Source organism: Agromyces sp. NDB4Y10, from assembly GCF_001620055.1.
GTDB lineage: Bacteria > Actinomycetota > Actinomycetes > Actinomycetales > Microbacteriaceae > Agromyces > Agromyces indicus.
Genome location: NZ_LQGY01000069.1, coordinates 18,281 through 34,296, shown reverse-complemented (window position 1 = coordinate 34,296; position 16,016 = coordinate 18,281). Strand labels below are relative to the sequence as shown.

15 protein-coding genes are annotated in these 16,016 nt (G+C 71.8%); 8 read left to right on the top strand and 7 right to left on the bottom strand.

What is annotated here, in order from left to right:
- The first annotated feature begins 216 nt into the window (after positions 1-216).
- On the top strand, positions 217-687 hold the full coding sequence (locus AVP42_RS15685) for a hypothetical protein (protein ID WP_067950709.1): 471 nt from the start codon (positions 217-219) through the stop codon (positions 685-687).
- 6 nt (positions 688-693) lie between these two features.
- On the opposite strand, the gene AVP42_RS15680 is transcribed toward AVP42_RS15685, so the two are convergent.
- Complete coding sequence (locus tag AVP42_RS15680) at positions 694-1,116, bottom strand: helix-turn-helix domain-containing protein (RefSeq protein ID WP_067950870.1); 423 nt, start codon at positions 1,114-1,116, stop codon at positions 694-696.
- 112 nt (positions 1,117-1,228) lie between these two features.
- On the opposite strand from AVP42_RS15680, the gene AVP42_RS15675 reads away from it, so the two are divergent.
- A complete protein-coding gene (locus tag AVP42_RS15675) occupies positions 1,229-2,092 on the top strand; it encodes an NAD-dependent epimerase/dehydratase family protein (protein WP_067950707.1) in 864 nt (287 codons plus the stop codon).
- 36 nt (positions 2,093-2,128) lie between these two features.
- Here AVP42_RS15675 and AVP42_RS15670 read toward each other — a convergent pair whose 3' ends face one another.
- Positions 2,129-3,088, bottom strand: coding sequence for a TIGR03557 family F420-dependent LLM class oxidoreductase (locus tag AVP42_RS15670; protein ID WP_231878670.1), 960 nt, complete (start codon positions 3,086-3,088; stop codon positions 2,129-2,131).
- Positions 3,089-3,398: 310 nt separating this feature from the next.
- Between AVP42_RS15670 and AVP42_RS15665 the strand changes: the two genes are divergently transcribed.
- Genes AVP42_RS15665 through AVP42_RS15655 form a run of 3 tightly spaced genes read left to right on the top strand, consistent with a single transcriptional unit; the run spans position 3,399 to position 5,187 of the window.
- Positions 3,399-4,115: a hypothetical protein gene (locus AVP42_RS15665; RefSeq protein WP_067950705.1), complete on the top strand. Its 717-nt coding sequence runs from the start codon at positions 3,399-3,401 to the stop codon at positions 4,113-4,115.
- Entirely contained in the window at positions 4,115-4,600 is a 486-nt protein-coding gene (locus AVP42_RS15660; protein WP_082847347.1) for a phage holin family protein, read from the top strand. Before AVP42_RS15665 ends, AVP42_RS15660 begins: the two co-directional genes overlap by 1 nt.
- Entirely contained in the window at positions 4,597-5,187 is a 591-nt protein-coding gene (locus tag AVP42_RS15655) for a DUF3618 domain-containing protein (protein WP_067950703.1), read from the top strand. Before AVP42_RS15660 ends, AVP42_RS15655 begins: the two co-directional genes overlap by 4 nt.
- Before the next feature lie 91 nt (positions 5,188-5,278).
- Here AVP42_RS15655 and AVP42_RS15650 read toward each other — a convergent pair whose 3' ends face one another.
- The 5 genes from AVP42_RS15650 to AVP42_RS15630 are packed head-to-tail and all read right to left on the bottom strand — an operon-like array spanning position 5,279 to position 11,221.
- Positions 5,279-6,937: an amidohydrolase gene (locus AVP42_RS15650; protein WP_067950864.1), complete on the bottom strand. Its 1,659-nt coding sequence runs from the start codon at positions 6,935-6,937 to the stop codon at positions 5,279-5,281.
- A 58-nt stretch (positions 6,938-6,995) separates the two neighbouring features.
- The gene (locus AVP42_RS15645; RefSeq protein ID WP_067950701.1) at positions 6,996-7,838 is read right to left on the bottom strand and encodes an ABC transporter permease; all 843 of its coding nucleotides are present in this window, start codon (positions 7,836-7,838) and stop codon (positions 6,996-6,998) included.
- Positions 7,835-8,800, bottom strand: coding sequence for an ABC transporter permease (locus AVP42_RS15640; protein WP_082847360.1), 966 nt, complete (start codon positions 8,798-8,800; stop codon positions 7,835-7,837). The genes AVP42_RS15645 and AVP42_RS15640 overlap by 4 nt, the downstream gene beginning before the upstream one ends.
- A gap of 14 nt (positions 8,801-8,814) precedes the next feature.
- Positions 8,815-9,999 carry a spermidine/putrescine ABC transporter substrate-binding protein gene (locus AVP42_RS15635; protein WP_067950700.1) on the bottom strand — a complete coding sequence of 395 codons (1,185 nt, stop codon included), beginning with the start codon at positions 9,997-9,999 and terminating at the stop codon, positions 8,815-8,817.
- Positions 10,000-10,039: 40 nt separating this feature from the next.
- Positions 10,040-11,221 (bottom strand): ABC transporter ATP-binding protein, encoded by a 1,182-nt coding sequence (locus tag AVP42_RS15630; protein WP_067950698.1) that lies wholly within the window; start codon positions 11,219-11,221, stop codon positions 10,040-10,042.
- Positions 11,222-11,987: 766 nt separating this feature from the next.
- Between AVP42_RS15630 and AVP42_RS15625 the strand changes: the two genes are divergently transcribed.
- The 3 genes from AVP42_RS15625 to aceB all read left to right on the top strand — a co-directional run bounded on the left by AVP42_RS15625 (position 11,988) and on the right by aceB (position 15,913).
- Positions 11,988-12,602, top strand: coding sequence for a hypothetical protein (locus AVP42_RS15625; RefSeq protein WP_157356876.1), 615 nt, complete (start codon positions 11,988-11,990; stop codon positions 12,600-12,602).
- 285 nt (positions 12,603-12,887) lie between these two features.
- Entirely contained in the window at positions 12,888-14,210 is a 1,323-nt protein-coding gene (aceA, locus tag AVP42_RS15620) for an isocitrate lyase (protein ID WP_067950694.1), read from the top strand.
- 35 nt (positions 14,211-14,245) lie between these two features.
- Positions 14,246-15,913, top strand: coding sequence for a malate synthase A (gene aceB / locus AVP42_RS15615; protein ID WP_082847346.1), 1,668 nt, complete (start codon positions 14,246-14,248; stop codon positions 15,911-15,913).
- Positions 15,914-16,016 lie beyond the last annotated feature (103 nt).

Genomic DNA, 16,016 nt, shown 5'->3' with positions numbered 1-16,016 from the left:
CACATGAGCAGGCGACTGCTGCAAACCGAACTCTGCGCGATCTTCTGCGCTGCCCCGCCATAGGAGCGGCGTCGCGGGCGAGGGGAAGCCGATTCGAGGGAAAAGAATTCGCGAAGTTCCGCGTCCGGTGGCCGAGACTCATCCGTGATGCGCGTGTGGTTGACTGGCCCGCGCGGCGCTCGCCGCAGTTCGACCCGAACCCCCGAAGGAACCGACATGACGCTCGCGCGCGCCATCCTGATCGTCCCTGCCGTCGCGGGCGCCATGCTCCTCGCCGGCTGCACTGCCGCGAGCCCCGCCGCGACCCAGAAGCCGGCCACGCCGAGTGCCGAAGCGAAGGCGACCGGCGAGCAGACCGTCGCCGAGGCGTGCCTGCAGCTCGCCGAAGGCTCGACGGAGTTCGCCGCGCTGTCCGGCGAGGACGCGTTCGCGGAGGGCATGGCCGACCCGGAGGGCGCCGTGACCAAGCTCGAGGCGGCCAACTCGACGTTCGCCGCCGCCGTCTCGGAGGTCACCAACGCCGAGGTGCAGCCGGTCGCCGAGCAGGCCGCCGCCTCGATGGCGGACTACGTCGCCTTCATCGGCGAGATGGTCGCCGATCCGGCGAACGCCGACTTCGGTGCCATGGGGGATCAGGTCGAGACGCTCATGGCCGACTTCAACGCGATCGGCGAAGTCTGCTCCTGAGGTCGGTCAGCCCGGACCGAGGAGCGCCTGCTCCTCGATCATGAGGTGACGTTCGCGCGACGCGAGGACGTCGGGCACGTTGGCCTCCGCCCATCGGCGCATGGCGTCGATCGGCCCGAGCAGCGACCGGCCGAGCGGACTCAGCGAGTACTCGACCCGCGGCGGAGCGCCGTCCCAGGCCCGCCGCTCGACGAAGCCGTCGGCTTCGAGTGCTCGCAGGGTCTCGGTCAGCACCTTCCGGCTGACGTCGCCCACCTTCGCTCGCAGCTCGGTGAACCGGAGCGTGCCGCCCGCGAGGGCCAGCATCACGAACATCGACCAGCGCTCGCCGATCCGCCCGAAGACGACCCGGCTCGGGCAGCCCGGGTCGAGCACGTCCGGGACGGACGGGTCGCCCGGATCGGTCGCGAAACGGGCGGTCCGAGGCATCGGGGTGACGGTCGACACGGTCTCCTCCATCCGGCGGTGGCGACGACGCGATGGCCGTCCACATAAGGGAACGTTGAGGTAACCGAGGGGCATTCCCGTAGCGTCCCCGACCATGGAGACACTGCTCACCGGGGGAACCGGATACATCGGATCAGCCGTGCTCGACGCGCTCGTCGAGGCGGGACACCACGTACGCGCCGTCGTGCGGGATGAACGCGGCGCCGCGGCGGTCGTCGCGCGGGGCGCGACCGCCCTGCGGCTCGACCTCTTCGACGCCGACGCGACCGCGGCGGCGCTCGCCGACGTGGACGCGCTCGTGCATGCCGCGGCGCCCGCGCAGCGCGCCGACGAGTTGAACGCGGCCGTGCTCGAGGCCGCTGTCCGCGCATTCGGGGACGGACGAGGCCGGGTCGTGCTCACGAGCGGGATCTGGATCCGCGGCGAAGGCGACGACCTCGTCGAGGAGGGTCCGCTCGACGCGGCGCCGGAGCTCGTCGCGTGGCGCGTGCCGCTCGAGGAGCGGTTGCTCGCGTCATCCGTCGATGCCCGGATCGTCGAGCCCGGGGTGGTCTACGGGCACGGTCGCGGGCTCGTCGGGCTCATCACCGACGCGCCGCGCACCGAGGAGGGGGCGCTGCGACTCATCGGCGACGGCACCCAGCGCTGGACCTGGGTGCACGTCGATGACCTCGCGCGCCTCTACGTCGCCGTGCTCGAGCGCGACGAACCGGTGCGTCGGGTCATCGCGTCGGACGGCGCGCCCACCGCGGTGCGCGATATCGCCGCTGTGGTCGCCGGTCCCGCGGGCGTCGCCCCGGAGTCGGCGGACACCACCCGCGCACGTCTCGGCACGGCGTTCGCCGACGCGCTGCTGCTCGATCAGGCGGCCCGAGGGACGGTCGCGCGCACGCTCGGCTGGACCCCGACGCACGACGGCGTCATCAGCGACCTCCTCGCCGCCGAGCAGGCTGCATGACCTCGAGTGACGTCGCGGATGCGGCCCGCGTCCGGCTCAGCCGGTGAGCGCGGGCCGCAGCTCGTTGGCGAAGAACTCGATGAACCCGTCCGGGTCGGGACCGAGGTTCATGATCGCGATGCGGTCGTACCCGGCGTCCTCGTACGACCGCACCGCCTCGACATGCCCGGCGAGATCGGGGCCGCACGGCACCTGCTCGCGCACGTCGTCCAGGCGGATGAATTCGGAGGCCGCCTCGAAGTTCGCCGGGTTCGGCAGCTCGCTCATCACCTTCCAGCCGAGCAGCGACCAGCGGGAGGTCTCGTGCGCGGCCTGCGCCGCGGCATCCGCGTCGGGCGCCCACGCCACGCCCACCTCGCCGTAGCGGGGCCCGGTGCCGCCGGACGCGCGGTACGCCTCGATGAGCGACGCGTCGGGATCGGTGCCGAACATCCCGTCGCCGGCCTCGGCGGCCAGTTCCGCGGCCTGCGGACCGCCCGCGGCGACGGCGATGAGTGGCAGTTCGTCGGGCAGGTCGAAGACGCGGGCGTCCTCGAGCGCCAGGTACTCGCCGTCGAACGACTGGTAGCCGCCCGACCACAGCAGCCGGATGATCTCGATCGCCTCGCGCAGCATCGCCTGCCGGTCCGACACCGACGGGTACCCGTGCGCGACGACATGCTCGTTGAGCCGCTCGCCCGAACCGAGGCCGAGGGTGAACCGGCCGTCGCTCAGCAGCGCGAGCGTGGCCGCGGCCTGCGCGATGATCGCCGGGTGGTAGCGGACGGTGGGGCAGGTCACGCCGGTCGCGAGCCCGATGCGTTCGGTGGATGCCGCGATGGCGCCGAGCACCGACCAGGCGAAGGGCGAGTGCCCCTGCACGTCGAGCCACGGGTGGTAGTGGTCGCTGATCTCGACGAAGTCGAACCCTGCCTCCTCGGCGAGCCGCGCCTGGCGGACGAGCTCCTTCGGGCCGAACGCCTCCGCGGCGAGCTTGTAGCCGAACTGCACGGCCATGCGGTCCCCCTTCCCGCGCCGCGGCCGAGACTGGCGTCGGCCCGGCACCCGGCCGGGTCGGCTGCGAACGCATGTGCGGCGACGCTACCCAGGCGCCGGGCCCGGCGGAAACCGGTTGCATCGCGGGCGGACGGCGTGTAGCGGATGCCGACCGGCGCCCCGCCGACAGGGGTCGCGCGCAGGGTTATACGCGCACGGTTCTCGCACCGCAAGTCCCTTCTGGCCCGAATTCACCGCTCCTAGCGTGGCCTCTGCACATCCGCCATCGAGGCGCGGCCGATCGCCGCTCTCGGAGAGGAAAGGGGCGAACATGGTGAACACCGCAGGGACCGGGAACCCGGATCTCAAGCAGGAAGCAGGTGCGGCCGGCCACCGGGTCGCCGACACCGCCAAGCAGGAGGCGCGCGGCGTCGCGTCCGAGGCGAAGTATCAGGTCAGGAACCTCGCGAGCCGGGTCGGCGACGAGGTCCGCTCGCAGGCCTCGACGCAGCAGCACCGCGCTGCCGGGGGCATCCGCCAGGTCGGGACGCAGTTCTCCGACATGGCCGCGAACTCCGAGTCCGGCGTCGCACGGGACCTCGTGGAGAAGGTCGGCTCGCGAGCCGACTCCATCGCGTCCTGGCTCGACCAGCGCGAGCCTCAGGACCTCCTGGAGGAGGTCAAGGGCTTCGCCCGTCGCCGGCCGGGCGTCTTCCTCGCGATCGCCGCAGGAGCGGGCGTCGTGATCGGTCGACTCACGCGTTCGATCGCGTCGGCGGGCGACTCGTCGAGCTCGACCGGGGGAGCCCAGCCCCTCACGGCGGGCGACGGCTACACCGCCGAGTACCCGGCGACCACGCCCGCCTACACCGGCACCACCGGGACGTACGGCACGGGCGTCGGCGCCGCGGGTGGCGGCCAGCACGTGGCCGACCCGCAGACGACGTGGGGTGCCGAACCGACGACCGGCGTCACGGGCACCGACCCGTACGTCGAGCCGCTCCCCGGTGACGAGACGCGCCGGGGCGACGTGACCGGAGCCCCGTGATGAGCGGCCCGTACACCGGAGGCGTCGATCCGCGGACCGGCGGCGCGCACGTGGCGGGAGCCACGGCCGCCGACGTCCCGACGCCGTCCGAGGAGAAGGCGGCGAACACGTCGCTCGGCGACCTCGTCGCCGAGGTGAGCCGCGACTTCTCGACGCTCATGCGTCAGGAAGTGGAGTTGGCCAAGGCCGAGGCGACCCAGTCCGCGAAGCGCGCGGGCAAGGGAGCGGGCATGTACGGCGGGGCCGGCGTCGCCGGCTGGTTCGTGCTGCTGTTCCTGTCGATCGCGCTGTGGTGGGGACTCGGGGACCTGATCGACAGCCTCGGCTGGTCCGCCGTGATCGTCGCGGTCATCTGGGGCATCGTCGCGGCCGTGCTCTACTTCACCGGCAAGAAGGAATTCGAGCGGGTCCAGGGCATGCCGCGCACCGCGGACAGCCTGAAGCGGATCCCGGACGCGATCAAGAGGAATGAGGAGAACCGATGACTACCGATCCGAACGCCATCCGTTCCGACATCGAGCGGACCAGGGCAGAGCTCGGCCAGGACGTCGACGCCCTCGCCGACAAGGTGAACCCCGGCAAGGCGGTGCACCGCCAGACCGAGAAGGTGAAGGGTGCGTTCCGGCGTGCCAAGGACCGCGTGATGGGCAGCGCCCATGACGCCGCCGACTCCACGCAGGGCGCCCTCCACTCCGCCGGGGAGACCGTCGGTGAGGCGCCGCAGCGCCTCGCCTCGGCGACGCGGGGCAACCCGATCGCCGCGGGCCTCATCGTCTTCGGCGCCGCCTGGCTCGTCTCCTCGCTGATCCCGGCCTCGCGCCAGGAGCAGCAGGTGGCGCAGAAGGCGAAGGATGCGGCGGCCCCGCTCGTCGACGAGGTGAAGGGCGTGGCACAGGATGCCGCGGACCACCTCAAGTCCGACGCGCAGGAGGCCGTGCAGTCCGTCAAGGACCGCGCGGGCGAAGCCGCCGAGCACGTCAAGGACGAGGGCAAGTCCGCCGCGGACGACGTGAAGGGCGCCGCGCAGCAGGGTTCCTCGTCGGGCGCGACCTCGACGACCAGCACCTACTGATCCGCGAACGACGACGACCCGCCGGCCCGGACATCGGGCCGGCGGGTCTCGCCGTGTCCGCCGGGCGGCGAGGCCGCGGCATCCGCTCGGATCAGGCGTCGGATGCCGCGTGCACCCGCTCGCCCTCGACGAACGTCTGGAGCACGCGCGTCTCGCCGATCTCGTCGGCGGGACCCGCGAAGGGGTCGCGGTCGAGCACGACGAGGTCGGCGAACTTGCCGGTCTCGATCGTGCCGGTCACGTGGTCGAGGTGGTTCACCCACGCCGACCCGGCCGTGTAGGCGGTGAGGGAGGTCGCGAGGTCGATCGCCTGCTCGGGCAGGAACGCCTCGTACTCGCCCTCCGCGTACGCCGGCGCAGCGGTGCGGTTCACCGCGGTGTGGATCGCTGCGAGCGGGTCCGGCGTCGACACCGACCAGTCGCTGCCGGCCGCGAGCACCGCCCCCGCGCGGAGGAGGTCGCCGAACGGGTACTGCCAGGCGCTCCGCGGCTCGCCGAGGAACGGCAGCGTGAGGTCCACCATCTGCGGCTCGAGTGCCGCCCACAGCGACTGGATGTTCGCCGCCACCCCGAGCTCGCGGAACCGCGGCACGTCCTCCGGGTGCACGACCTGGATGTGCGCGATGTGGTGGCGGTGGTCGTTCCGTCCGTTCACGGCGATCGCGTGCTCGACCGCGTCGAGGCACTCGCGCACCGCCCGGTCGCCGATCGCGTGGAAGTGCAGCTGGAAGCCGAGCCCGTCGAGCTCGGCGGCGGCGGGGTTCAGCACCGCCGGATCGACGAACGAGATGCCGGAGTTGTCGGTGAAGTGCCCGTGCCCGTCGCAGTACGGTTCGAGCATCGACGCGGTGAAGTTCTCGGCCACGCCGTCCTGCATGATCTTGATGCTCGTCGCCGCGAAGCGGCCCCCGCGGTACCGTTCTCGCTTCTCGACGAGCTCGGGGACCTGCTCCAGACCGCGCGTGCGGTCCCACCAGATCGCACCGACCACCCGGGCGGTGAGGCGACCGGATGCCGCGGCCGCGACGTACGCCGGGCCCGGGTCGCCGGCGTCGCCGTAGCTGCCGACGATCGCGTCCTGCCACCCGGTCACGCCGAACGCGTGCAGGTACCGCTGGCCGAGGAGGAGCGCCTCGGTGAGCGTCTCGAGGCTCGTCTCGGGCAGCAGCCGGTTCACGAGCGACATCGCGCCCTCGTGCAGGGTGCCCGTCGGGGTGCCGTCGGCGTCGCGCTCGATCCGGCCGTCGGCCGGGTCCGGGGTGTCGCGGTCGATGCCCGCGAGCCGCAGCGCGACCGAGTTCACCCACGCGCCGTGCCCGTCGCGGTTGGGGAGGAACGCCGGACGGTCGGGCACGACCCGGTCGAGGGCCGCTGCGGTCGGCGTGCCGCCCGGGAAGGCCGACATCGACCAGCCGCCGCCCAGCACCCACTCGTCGTCGGCGTGCTCGGCCGCGTACGCGGCGATGCGGTCGAGGTACTCGCCCTCGCTCGACAGCTCCGACAGGTCGCAGCGCATGAGGTCGAGGCCGCCCCAGACGGGGTGCACGTGCGCGTCCTGGAAGCCCGGCACGAGCAGCCGCCCGCGCAGGTCGACGACCTCGGTGGCCGCGCCGACGAGGTCGCGCACGTCGTGCTCCGAGCCCACCGCGACGATCCGCCCGCCGCGGACGGCGACCGCGCTCGCGCGCGACCGCACGGTGTTCGCGGTGAAAACGGGGCCGCCGGTGAAGACGAGGTCGGCGTCGGTCATGGCGCGGTGCTCCTTCGGTCGGTGGTGCGTGACGGATGCCGCGGGGCGCGGCATCCGCTCAGTTGCCGGTCATCGTGCGGGCGATCTGGGTGGCCGAGTCGCCCGCCCGCCGCAGCACGACCGCCACGAGCGCGAGGGCCACGAGCGTGAGCAGCAGCATGATCGTGGACACCGCGGCGATCTCGGGCCGGAGACCCGAGCGCAGCGCACTCAGCACGTACACCGGCCACGGCGTCGTTCCCGACACCTGCACGAACGCGGCGATGACGGTGTTGTCGAGGCTGAGCGTGAACGACAGCAGGAACCCGGCGAGCACGGCCGGCATCGCGAGCGGCAGCGTCACGCGCCGGAACGTGGTGAGCGGCCGCGCGTAGAGGTCCGCGGAGGCCTCCTCGAGCTGCCCCTCGAGGCCGATGAGCCGCGCCCGCACGATGTACGACACGACCGCCACCGAGAAGAGCGAGTGGCCGATGACCAGGCGGGCGATGCCGTCGTTGAACAGGCCGATGCCGAGGTCCTGTCCGAGGAACACCAGCCACGGCAGCAGCGCGACGGCGTCGACGATCTCGGGCGTGACCGACACGAGCAGCAGCAGGCCGATGAACCAGAACGCCCACCGGCCCGGATGCCGCGCCATCGCGATGCCCGCGAGGGTGCCGAGCAGCGTGGCCAGCAGGGCCGCGATGAGTCCAGTCTGGATCGACACCATCACCGCGTCCTGGATGGCCGGCTTGGTCAGGATCGCCCCGAACGCGTCGAAGCCGAACGAGTCCCATGCGACGAGCAGGCGCCCCGTGTTGAACGACGAGACGATGATGACGAGGATCGGCAGGAAGAGGAAGACCAGCACGGCCACGCCCCACACGTTGAGCGCGACATCCGACCACGACCGCTGCTTCACGCGGACACCCCCTGTTCGGTGCGGACGGGTTCGGCCCCGCCGGCGGCAGGCCCGTCGTCGCCGGAGCGACCCGCGGGCGCCGACGCCGGCTCGTCGCCCAGCACCAGCCGATTGCGCAGCCGGAACGGCATCGTCGCGAGCCACACGATCAGGCCGCCCACCGCGACCGTCGCCATGATGACGAGGATCAGCATCACCGCCATCGCCGAGCCGAGCGCCCAGTTCTGCGCCGTCTGGAACTGGCTCGCCACCAGCTGGCCGACCATGTTGCCGCGCGCACCGCCGAGCACGGTCGCCGTGATGTAGTCGCCCATGAGCGGGATGAAGACGAGCAGCACCCCGGCGATGACCCCAGGCCTGGCCAGCGGCAGCGTCACCCGGGTGAACGTGCGCCAGCGGCCCGCGCCGAGGTCCTTCGACGCCTCGCGCAGCGGCCCGCCGACGCGGTCGAACGCGACGAACAGCGGCAGGATCATGAGCGGCAGGTAGTTGTAGACCACGCCGATGAGCACCGCCGTGCGGGTGTACAGGATGTCGAGCGGACCATCCGTCAGCCCGATGCCCTGCAACAGCGACGACAGCCAGCCCTCCGGCGCGAGGATGACCTGCCAGCCGATCGTCCGCACCAGGAAGTTCGTCCAGAACGGCACCATGACCAGCGCGAGCAGCAGCCCCCGGCGCGACGGCGGCACCTTGACCGCCATCCAGTACGCCGCCGGCAGCCCGATCAGCAGGCACAGCGCGGTGCCCGCGAGCCCGACCCACAGGGTGTTCGTGAACGTCTGGAAGAACGTCGGCGACAGCGCCTCGCCGTACCGGTCGAACGACAGCACGTCGGTCGCGTGCGTGCCGAAGATGCCCGGCTTGTACCCGAAGCTGAAGTAGACGACCATCGCGACGGGCGCGACGAAGAAGACCACGAGCCACGCCCACGCGGGAAGCGCGAGGGCGAAGCGCGGCAAGCGGATGCCTCGCACTACGCCCCCGCTGCGGCCTTCGCCTTGTTCCAGATGTCGACCCGCGTCTGCTGCGCCTCGTTGACCTCGCCCTCGCGCATGGTCGCGAGCTGCTCGTCGCTGAAGAACACGAGGTCGAGCATCTCGATCCCGGCGTCCTCCGCCGCCTGCTCGATGTCCTTGCCGCCCGTGTGGTACCCGATGTAGTCGAGCTCGAGCAGCGAGTTCTCGGGCGTCAGCACGTAGTCGATGAAGGCGTGCGCGGCCTCCGGGTTGGGCGCGCCGGCGGCGATCGCCCAGTTGTCCATCCAGATCTCCGTCTCCGGGCCGGGCAGCACCCACTGCCAGCGGTCGGGGTCCGGGCTCTCGAGGATGCCGATGCGGGCGTCGCCGTTCCAGGCCTGCATGAGCGCGTGCGTCGCCTGCGGGATCGCCGCGCCGCCCGGGTAGGAGTCGAACGCCGAGATGTTCGGCGCGAGCGTATTCACGATGAACTCCTCGGCGGCGGCGAGGTCGGCCTCATCCGTGGTGTTCCAGTCGATGCCGTTCGCCCAGAAGTACATGCCCGTCAGGTCGCCCGGGTCGTCGAGCACGCTCGTGCGCCCGCTCGCCTCGTTCTGCGCCGCATCGAGGAAGTCGGCCCACGTCGCCAGCTCGCGGGTGATGACGGTCTTGTCGTACACGTAACCCGTCGTGCCCCAGGCCTTGCAGATCGAGTACTCGTTCTCGGGATCCCACGCCCGGCCCAGGTACGCGTCGTCGACGTACTCGATGTTCGGGATCAGGTCGCGGTTCAGCTTGGTGAGCAGACCGTTCTCGATCATCTGCGGGATGAAGATGCCGGTCGGCACGACGATGTCGTAGCCGGACGTGCCCTTCGCCGCCACGAGCTTCGAGATGAGCTCCTCGTTCGAGCCGAACGAGTCCAGCTGGATGGTCGGACCGAGCTCGGCCGTGAAGGCCTCGAGCACCTCCGGGGCGTCGTAGTCGCCCCACGTGTAGATCGACAGGCTGTTCTCGAGTTCGCCGCCGGTCGCCTGCGGCGCGTTCGAGCTCTGCCCGCCCGGCGAGCACGCCGCCAGCAGGCCGGTGGCGCCCGCGGCGGCCGCGAAGCTCAGGAAGCGGCGACGGCTGAGCTCGGCGCTGATCGCCTTGGCGGCGGCCGTCGACGCGAGGATGCGGACGGGGGGTCGGGACTCGCTCATGGGGACCTCCTGTGATGGTGCGGTCGGGATCGGTGCGGGGTCAGTGGGTGGGCGGCGCGACGTATCCGCCCGCCACGGCGGCGTCGTCGGCGGGGAACACCTGAACGTGGTCGGGGTTCCACGAGCAGCGGACGCGGGCGTCCACGGCCAGGTCGGGGGCGTCCGGCGTCGGCCGCCGCACGATGAGGCTCTGGTCGTCGCCGAGGCGCACGAGGTATTGCATCGTCTCGCCGAGGTGCGAGACGCCGAGCAGGGTGCCGTGCACCGAGTTCGGGGCGGCGGGCGCGCCGCCCGCGGCATCCGCTTCGATCGAGACGAACTCGGGGCGCACGGCCGCCTGCGCGGCCGCGCCGTCGGCGAGGCCCGCTGCCGCCTCCGAACGGATGCCGCGGATGAGCCCGTGCGCGGACTCGACCGCCGTGCCGCCCTCGGCCGCGACGCCGCGGAAGAAGTTCTGCTGGCCGACGAACGCCGCCACGTACGCGGAAGCCGGCCGGGCGTAGATCGTGTCGGCGTCGGCGAGCTGCTCGATGCGGCCCTCGCGCATGATGGCGATGCGGTCGCTCATCGACAGCGCCTCGCCCTGATCGTGCGTGACGAAGACGAACGTGATGCCGAGCCGCGACTGCAGCAGCTTCAGCTCGAGCTGCATCTCCTCGCGCAGCTGCCGGTCGAGCGCGCCGAGCGGCTCGTCGAGTAGGAGCACCGCCGGGCGGTTGACGAGCGCGCGGGCGAGCGCGACGCGCTGCTGCTGCCCGCCGGAGAGCTGCGTCGGCTTGCGATCGGCGAAGCGGCGCATCTGCACGAGCTCGAGCGCCTCGGAGACGCGCTGGCGCACCTCCGACTTCGGCGTGCGGCGCTGCTGGAGGCCGTACGCCACGTTCTCGGCGACCGACATGTGGGGGAAGAGCGCGTACGCCTGGAACACCGTGTTGACGTCGCGGCGGTACGGGGCGGAGCCCAGGACGGATCGTCCGGAGATGCGGATGTCGCCGTCGTCGGGCTGCTCGAACCCGGCGATCATGCGCAGCGTGGTGGTCTTGCCGCAGCCCGACGGGCCCAGCAGCGAGATGAACTCGCCCGGCTCGACCGAGAGGGAGACGCCGTCGACGGCCGTCGCGTCGCCGTACCGCTTGGTCACCCGGTCGAGCTCGACGGAGCCCGCCCGCGCGTCGCGCTCGCCTGGTGCGGAGGTCGTCGTCGCCTCGGTCGCCGCTGTCACCTGTGGGCACCTCCCGGTCAGCCTCGTCTGCTCGCCTCGTCGCGTGCCGCCATTCAACCCCCTTGTTGCACAGTTGTGCAATGGGCGCGTGGACAACCGGACGATCCATCGCCCCGCGCGCGGGAGCGCGACACTCCGTCCGGGGTGCGTTCACGCGCCCGAAACGCGCGGCGCCCCCGCCCGCGAGTCGGGCGCATTCCCGTGCCCACCCACCCCGGGAGACGCAACACGCCGCGCGCGCCCGCGGTCGCACAGCGTTTCGCGTCCCCTGGAGGTTGCCCCGCCCAGACCGGGATCCGCCAGCCCGTCGCCCGTCGCGCCGACGGGACACAACACGCCGCCGGGGCGCGATCACATGCGGCGTGTTGCGTCTCCTCGGAGGATGGCGCGGGTCGGCCACTCCTCCACAGGCGCCGCCGGTCGCCATCCGACCGAGTGACCGACCGGATGCCGCCACGCGCCGCTCCTGCCGGACCAGCCTGTGGGAATGCAGCCGACCCCGCTCCCCCCGGCGTTCCGCGGCCGTCCGTTCAGCACCGCGGACGCGGTCCGCAGCGGAGTCGCCCGCCAGCGACTTCGCCGTGCGGACCTGGCGGCGCCCTTCCACGGCGTCAGGATGCCGGCGGCGCCGGATCCGTCCGTCATCGACCGGTGCCGCGCATATGCGACGCGGATGCCGCGGACGCACGCGTTCACCGGACCGACGGCGGCGCTCCTCTGGGCACTGCCGATCCCGATCCGCCTGCGCGACGATCCGTCGCTGCACGTGATCGACCTCGCGGGCCGCCGCGCGCCGCGCGGGCGGCTGGTCACGGGCTCTCGCACGAGCCGACCCGTCGACACGACGATGCTGCATGGGCTGCGAGTGCTGGGACCCGCCTCGACCTGGGCGAGCCTCGCCGGGATGATGTCGCTGGATGACCTGGTCGCCGCCGGGGACCGCCTGCTCGGGCTCCCGGTGCCGCTCGCCGAGGCAGCCGACATCGATGCCGTCGTCGAGGACTGGGGCGCACGTCGCGGCGTCCGGCAGCTTCGCGAGGCCGCAGCGCTGATTCGCCCCGACGTCTTCTCTCCCCGGGAGACTCGTACTCGTCTGCTCATCATGCGATCCGGCCCGCCCTGTTCCGAGCCGGAGCCGAACGGCGAGATCACCCTGCATCACGGCGGGAGGACGAGAGGCGATCTCGTGTTCCGGCGCGAGTCAGTCGTCGTGGAGTACGAAGGCGAGCACCACCTGACCGATCCGGTCCAGTGGGCTCGTGACCTCGAGCGGTACAACGACCTGGCCCTCTCGGGCTGGCTCGTCATCCGCCTCTCGAGGAAGATGCGCGACGACGAGATCGTCGGGCGGGTGGCCGCAGCGCTCCGGAACAGGCGGTGACGTCTGCGGTGCACCGGCCCCGGAGCGCGCGCACGAGGGGACGCAACACGCCGCGCGTGCCGGAGGGTGCGCGGCGTGTTGCGCCCCTTCGGCGGGAGGAGAGAGGCGCGCAGCGCGGGGTTGTTCCGCGGCGCGGAAGAACGCGGAAAGTTCACCCCCCGGATCGGCGGTCGGGGTGGGTGCAGCGCCCGCAGAGTGGATGCCACAGACCCCCGGACGACGTCGGAGGAGACGCCGGACGGACACACCGAGACATCCGCACCGCTGCACCGAAGGAGCACCACGATGAGCACGCACCGCCCCGGAGACCAGACGCAGACCGCCGCCGAGCTGCAGCTCGAGTGGGACGCCGACCCCCGCTGGGAGGGCGTCAAGCGCGACTACACCGCCGAGGACGTCATCGCCCTCCGCGGCCCGGTCCGCGAGGAGCGCACGCTCGCCCGTCGCGGTGCCGAGAAGCTGTGGGAGAACATCCGGAAGAACACCGGCACCGCCTTCGAGCCCATGGAGGACCCCGAGTGGTCGGCCGCGCTCGGCGCCCTCACCGGCAACCAGGCCGTGCAGCAGGTCCGCGCGGGCCTCAAGGCCATCTACCTGTCGGGGTGGCAGGTCGCCGCCGACGCGAACCTCTCCGGCCAGACCTACCCCGACCAGTCGCTCTACCCGGCGAACTCGGTGCCCGCCGTCGTGCGTCGCATCAACAACGCGCTGCTTCGGGCCGGCCAGGTCGAGCAGGGCACCGACGACCGCGACTGGATGGCGCCGATCGTCGCCGACGCCGAGGCCGGCTTCGGCGGCCCGCTCAACGCCTACGAGCTCATGCACCAGATGATCGAGGCGGGCGCGGCGGGCGTGCACTGGGAGGACCAGCTGGCGAGCGAGAAGAAGTGCGGCCACATGGGCGGCAAGGTGCTCGTCCCGACCGGCCAGCACATCCGCACGATCAACGCGGCCCGCATGGCGGCGGATGTCGCGGGCGTGCCCTCGATCATCATCGCCCGCACCGACGCGCTCGCCGCGACCCTGCTCACGAGCGACCACGACGAGCGCGACAAGCCGTTCGTCACCGGCGAGCGCACCGCCGAGGGCTTCTACCACGTGCAGAACGGCATCGAGCCGGTCATCGCCCGCGGCCTCGCGTACGCCGAGTACGCCGACCTGCTGTGGGTCGAGTCGGCCGAGCCCGACCTCGAGCTCGCGCGCCGCTTCGCCGAGGCGGTGCACGCGAAGTTCCCCGGCAAGCGCCTGAGCTACAACTGCTCGCCGTCGTTCAACTGGAAGCGCCACCTCGACGACGATCAGATCGCGAAGTTCCAGCGCGAGCTCGCCGCCATGGGGTACGCGTTCCAGTTCATCACCCTGGCGGGCTTCCACTCCCTGAACCACGGCATGTTCACGCTCGCCAAGGACTACAACGAGCGCCACATGTCCGCGTACGTCGAGCTGCAGGAGGCCGAATTCGCCTCCGAGGCCGACGGCTACACCGCCACGCGCCACCAGCGCGAGGTCGGCACCGGCTACTTCGACCAGATCGCCACGGCGCTGAACCCCAACAGCGCGACCCTCGCCCTCGTCGGATCGACCGAGGAAGAGCAGTTCCAGCACTGATCGACGGGCGTCCCGCCCGCGAAGGAGACGAGACCATGACCATCACCATCGATCGACCGACCACGCATGAGCCGAAGCCGGCCCGCACGGCGCCCGCGTTCCAGACGGTGCAGCCGCACCTCGAGGTGACCGCGCCGTTCGGCGAGCGGTACGACGAGATCCTCACGCCCGAGGCGCTGCAGTTCCTCGCCCGGCTGCACGACCGGTTCGCCGGTACCCGGCACGAGCTGCTCGCCGAGCGCCTGCAGACCCGGGTCGACGCCGCCAACGGCCGCGACCCGAAGTTCCTCCCCGAGACCGAGTGGATCCGCACCGACGCGTCGTGGCGCGTCGCGGGTGCCGGCCCCGGCCTCGAGGACCGCCGCGTCGAGATCACCGGCCCCACCGACCGCAAGATGGCGATCAACGCGCTGAACTCCGGCGCCAAGGTGTGGCTCGCCGACCACGAGGATGCCACGAGCCCGACCTGGGCGAACGTCATCGAGGGCCAGCTCAGCCTGTTCGACTTCCTGCGCGGCGACCTCGAGTACACGAGCCCCGAGGGCAAGGAGTACCGGATCACGGCGACGGAGACGCCGACGATCGTGTTCCGTCCGCGCGGCTGGCACCTCGTCGAGAAGCACCTGCGGTTCCACGACCGCGCCGGCCGGGCGATGCACGCGTCGGGCTCGCTCGTCGACTTCGGGCTGTACTTCTTCCACAACGCCCGGAAGCTCATCGAGCAGGGTCGCGGCCCGTACTTCTACCTGCCGAAGCTCGAGTCGCACCGCGAGGCGAAGCTCTGGAACGACATCTTCGCCTTCGCGCAGGACGAGCTCGGCATCCCGCAGGGCACCATCCGCGCGACCGTGCTCATCGAGACGATCCAGGCCGCGTTCCAGATGGACGAGATCCTCTACGAGCTGCGCGACCACTGCGCGGGCCTCAACGCCGGCCGCTGGGACTACATCTTCTCGATCGTGAAGACGTTCCGTTCGCGCGGCCGCCGCTGGGTGATGCCCGACCGCAAGTCGATCACCATGACGGTGCCGTTCATGCGGGCCTACACCGAACTGCTCGTGCAGACCTGCCACAAGCGGGGCGCGCACGCGATCGGCGGCATGAGCGCGTTCATCCCGAACCGTCGCGACCCCGAGGTCACCGAGCGTGCGCTCGCCGCGGTGTCGGCCGACAAGCGCCGCGAGGCGACCGACGGCTTCGACGGCACGTGGGTCGCGCACCCCGACCTCATCCCCACGGCGCGCGCCGAGTTCGACGCGGTGCTGGGGGAGCAGCCCAACCAGGTGGACCGGCTCCGTGACGACGTCGAGGTGACGGCGGCGCAGCTGCTCGACATCCCGTCGGTGGGCGGCGAGGTCACCGAGGCGGGCGTGTACGACAACATCTCGATCTGCATCCGGTACATCGAGTCGTGGCTCCGCGGGACCGGGGCGGCGGCGATCGACAACCTGATGGAGGACGCCGCGACCGCGGAGATCTCGCGTTCGCAGGTGTGGCAGTGGCTGCACGACAACACGGTCACCGCCGAGGGCACGCGCATCGACCAGACGTCGATCGTGCGGATCATGGCGAAGGCCGTGGCCGACCTGCCCCGCTTCGAGGGCGACCGGTTCGACGACGCGATCTCGGTGTTCCGGTCGGTCGCGCTGGAGCCGGAGTTCCCGACGTTCCTGACGGTGGGGGCGTACGCCCGGTTCCTCTGAGCGGTCGAGACGAGCGGATGCCGCGGGGCCCTGCCCCCGCGGCATCCGTTCGTCGTCGCCCTGCCGCCGCCGACGGTGTCCCGACGCGAAGGGTACGGGCGGC

What these genes read in the sequence shown, in the direction of transcription:
- AVP42_RS15685 (WP_067950709.1), top strand. Translation starts at nt 217, where the DNA reads ATGACGCTCGCGCGCGCCATCCTGATCGTCCCTGCCGTCGCGGGCGCC.
- AVP42_RS15680 (WP_067950870.1), bottom strand. Translation starts at nt 1,116, where the DNA reads ATGCCTCGGACCGCCCGTTTCGCGACCGATCCGGGCGACCCGTCCGTC.
- AVP42_RS15675 (WP_067950707.1), top strand. Translation starts at nt 1,229, where the DNA reads ATGGAGACACTGCTCACCGGGGGAACCGGATACATCGGATCAGCCGTG.
- AVP42_RS15670 (WP_231878670.1), bottom strand. Translation starts at nt 3,088, where the DNA reads ATGGCCGTGCAGTTCGGCTACAAGCTCGCCGCGGAGGCGTTCGGCCCG.
- AVP42_RS15665 (WP_067950705.1), top strand. Translation starts at nt 3,399, where the DNA reads ATGGTGAACACCGCAGGGACCGGGAACCCGGATCTCAAGCAGGAAGCA.
- AVP42_RS15660 (WP_082847347.1), top strand. Translation starts at nt 4,115, where the DNA reads ATGAGCGGCCCGTACACCGGAGGCGTCGATCCGCGGACCGGCGGCGCG.
- AVP42_RS15655 (WP_067950703.1), top strand. Translation starts at nt 4,597, where the DNA reads ATGACTACCGATCCGAACGCCATCCGTTCCGACATCGAGCGGACCAGG.
- AVP42_RS15650 (WP_067950864.1), bottom strand. Translation starts at nt 6,937, where the DNA reads ATGACCGACGCCGACCTCGTCTTCACCGGCGGCCCCGTTTTCACCGCG.
- AVP42_RS15635 (WP_067950700.1), bottom strand. Translation starts at nt 9,999, where the DNA reads ATGAGCGAGTCCCGACCCCCCGTCCGCATCCTCGCGTCGACGGCCGCC.
- aceA (WP_067950694.1), top strand. Translation starts at nt 12,888, where the DNA reads ATGAGCACGCACCGCCCCGGAGACCAGACGCAGACCGCCGCCGAGCTG.
- aceB (WP_082847346.1), top strand. Translation starts at nt 14,246, where the DNA reads ATGACCATCACCATCGATCGACCGACCACGCATGAGCCGAAGCCGGCC.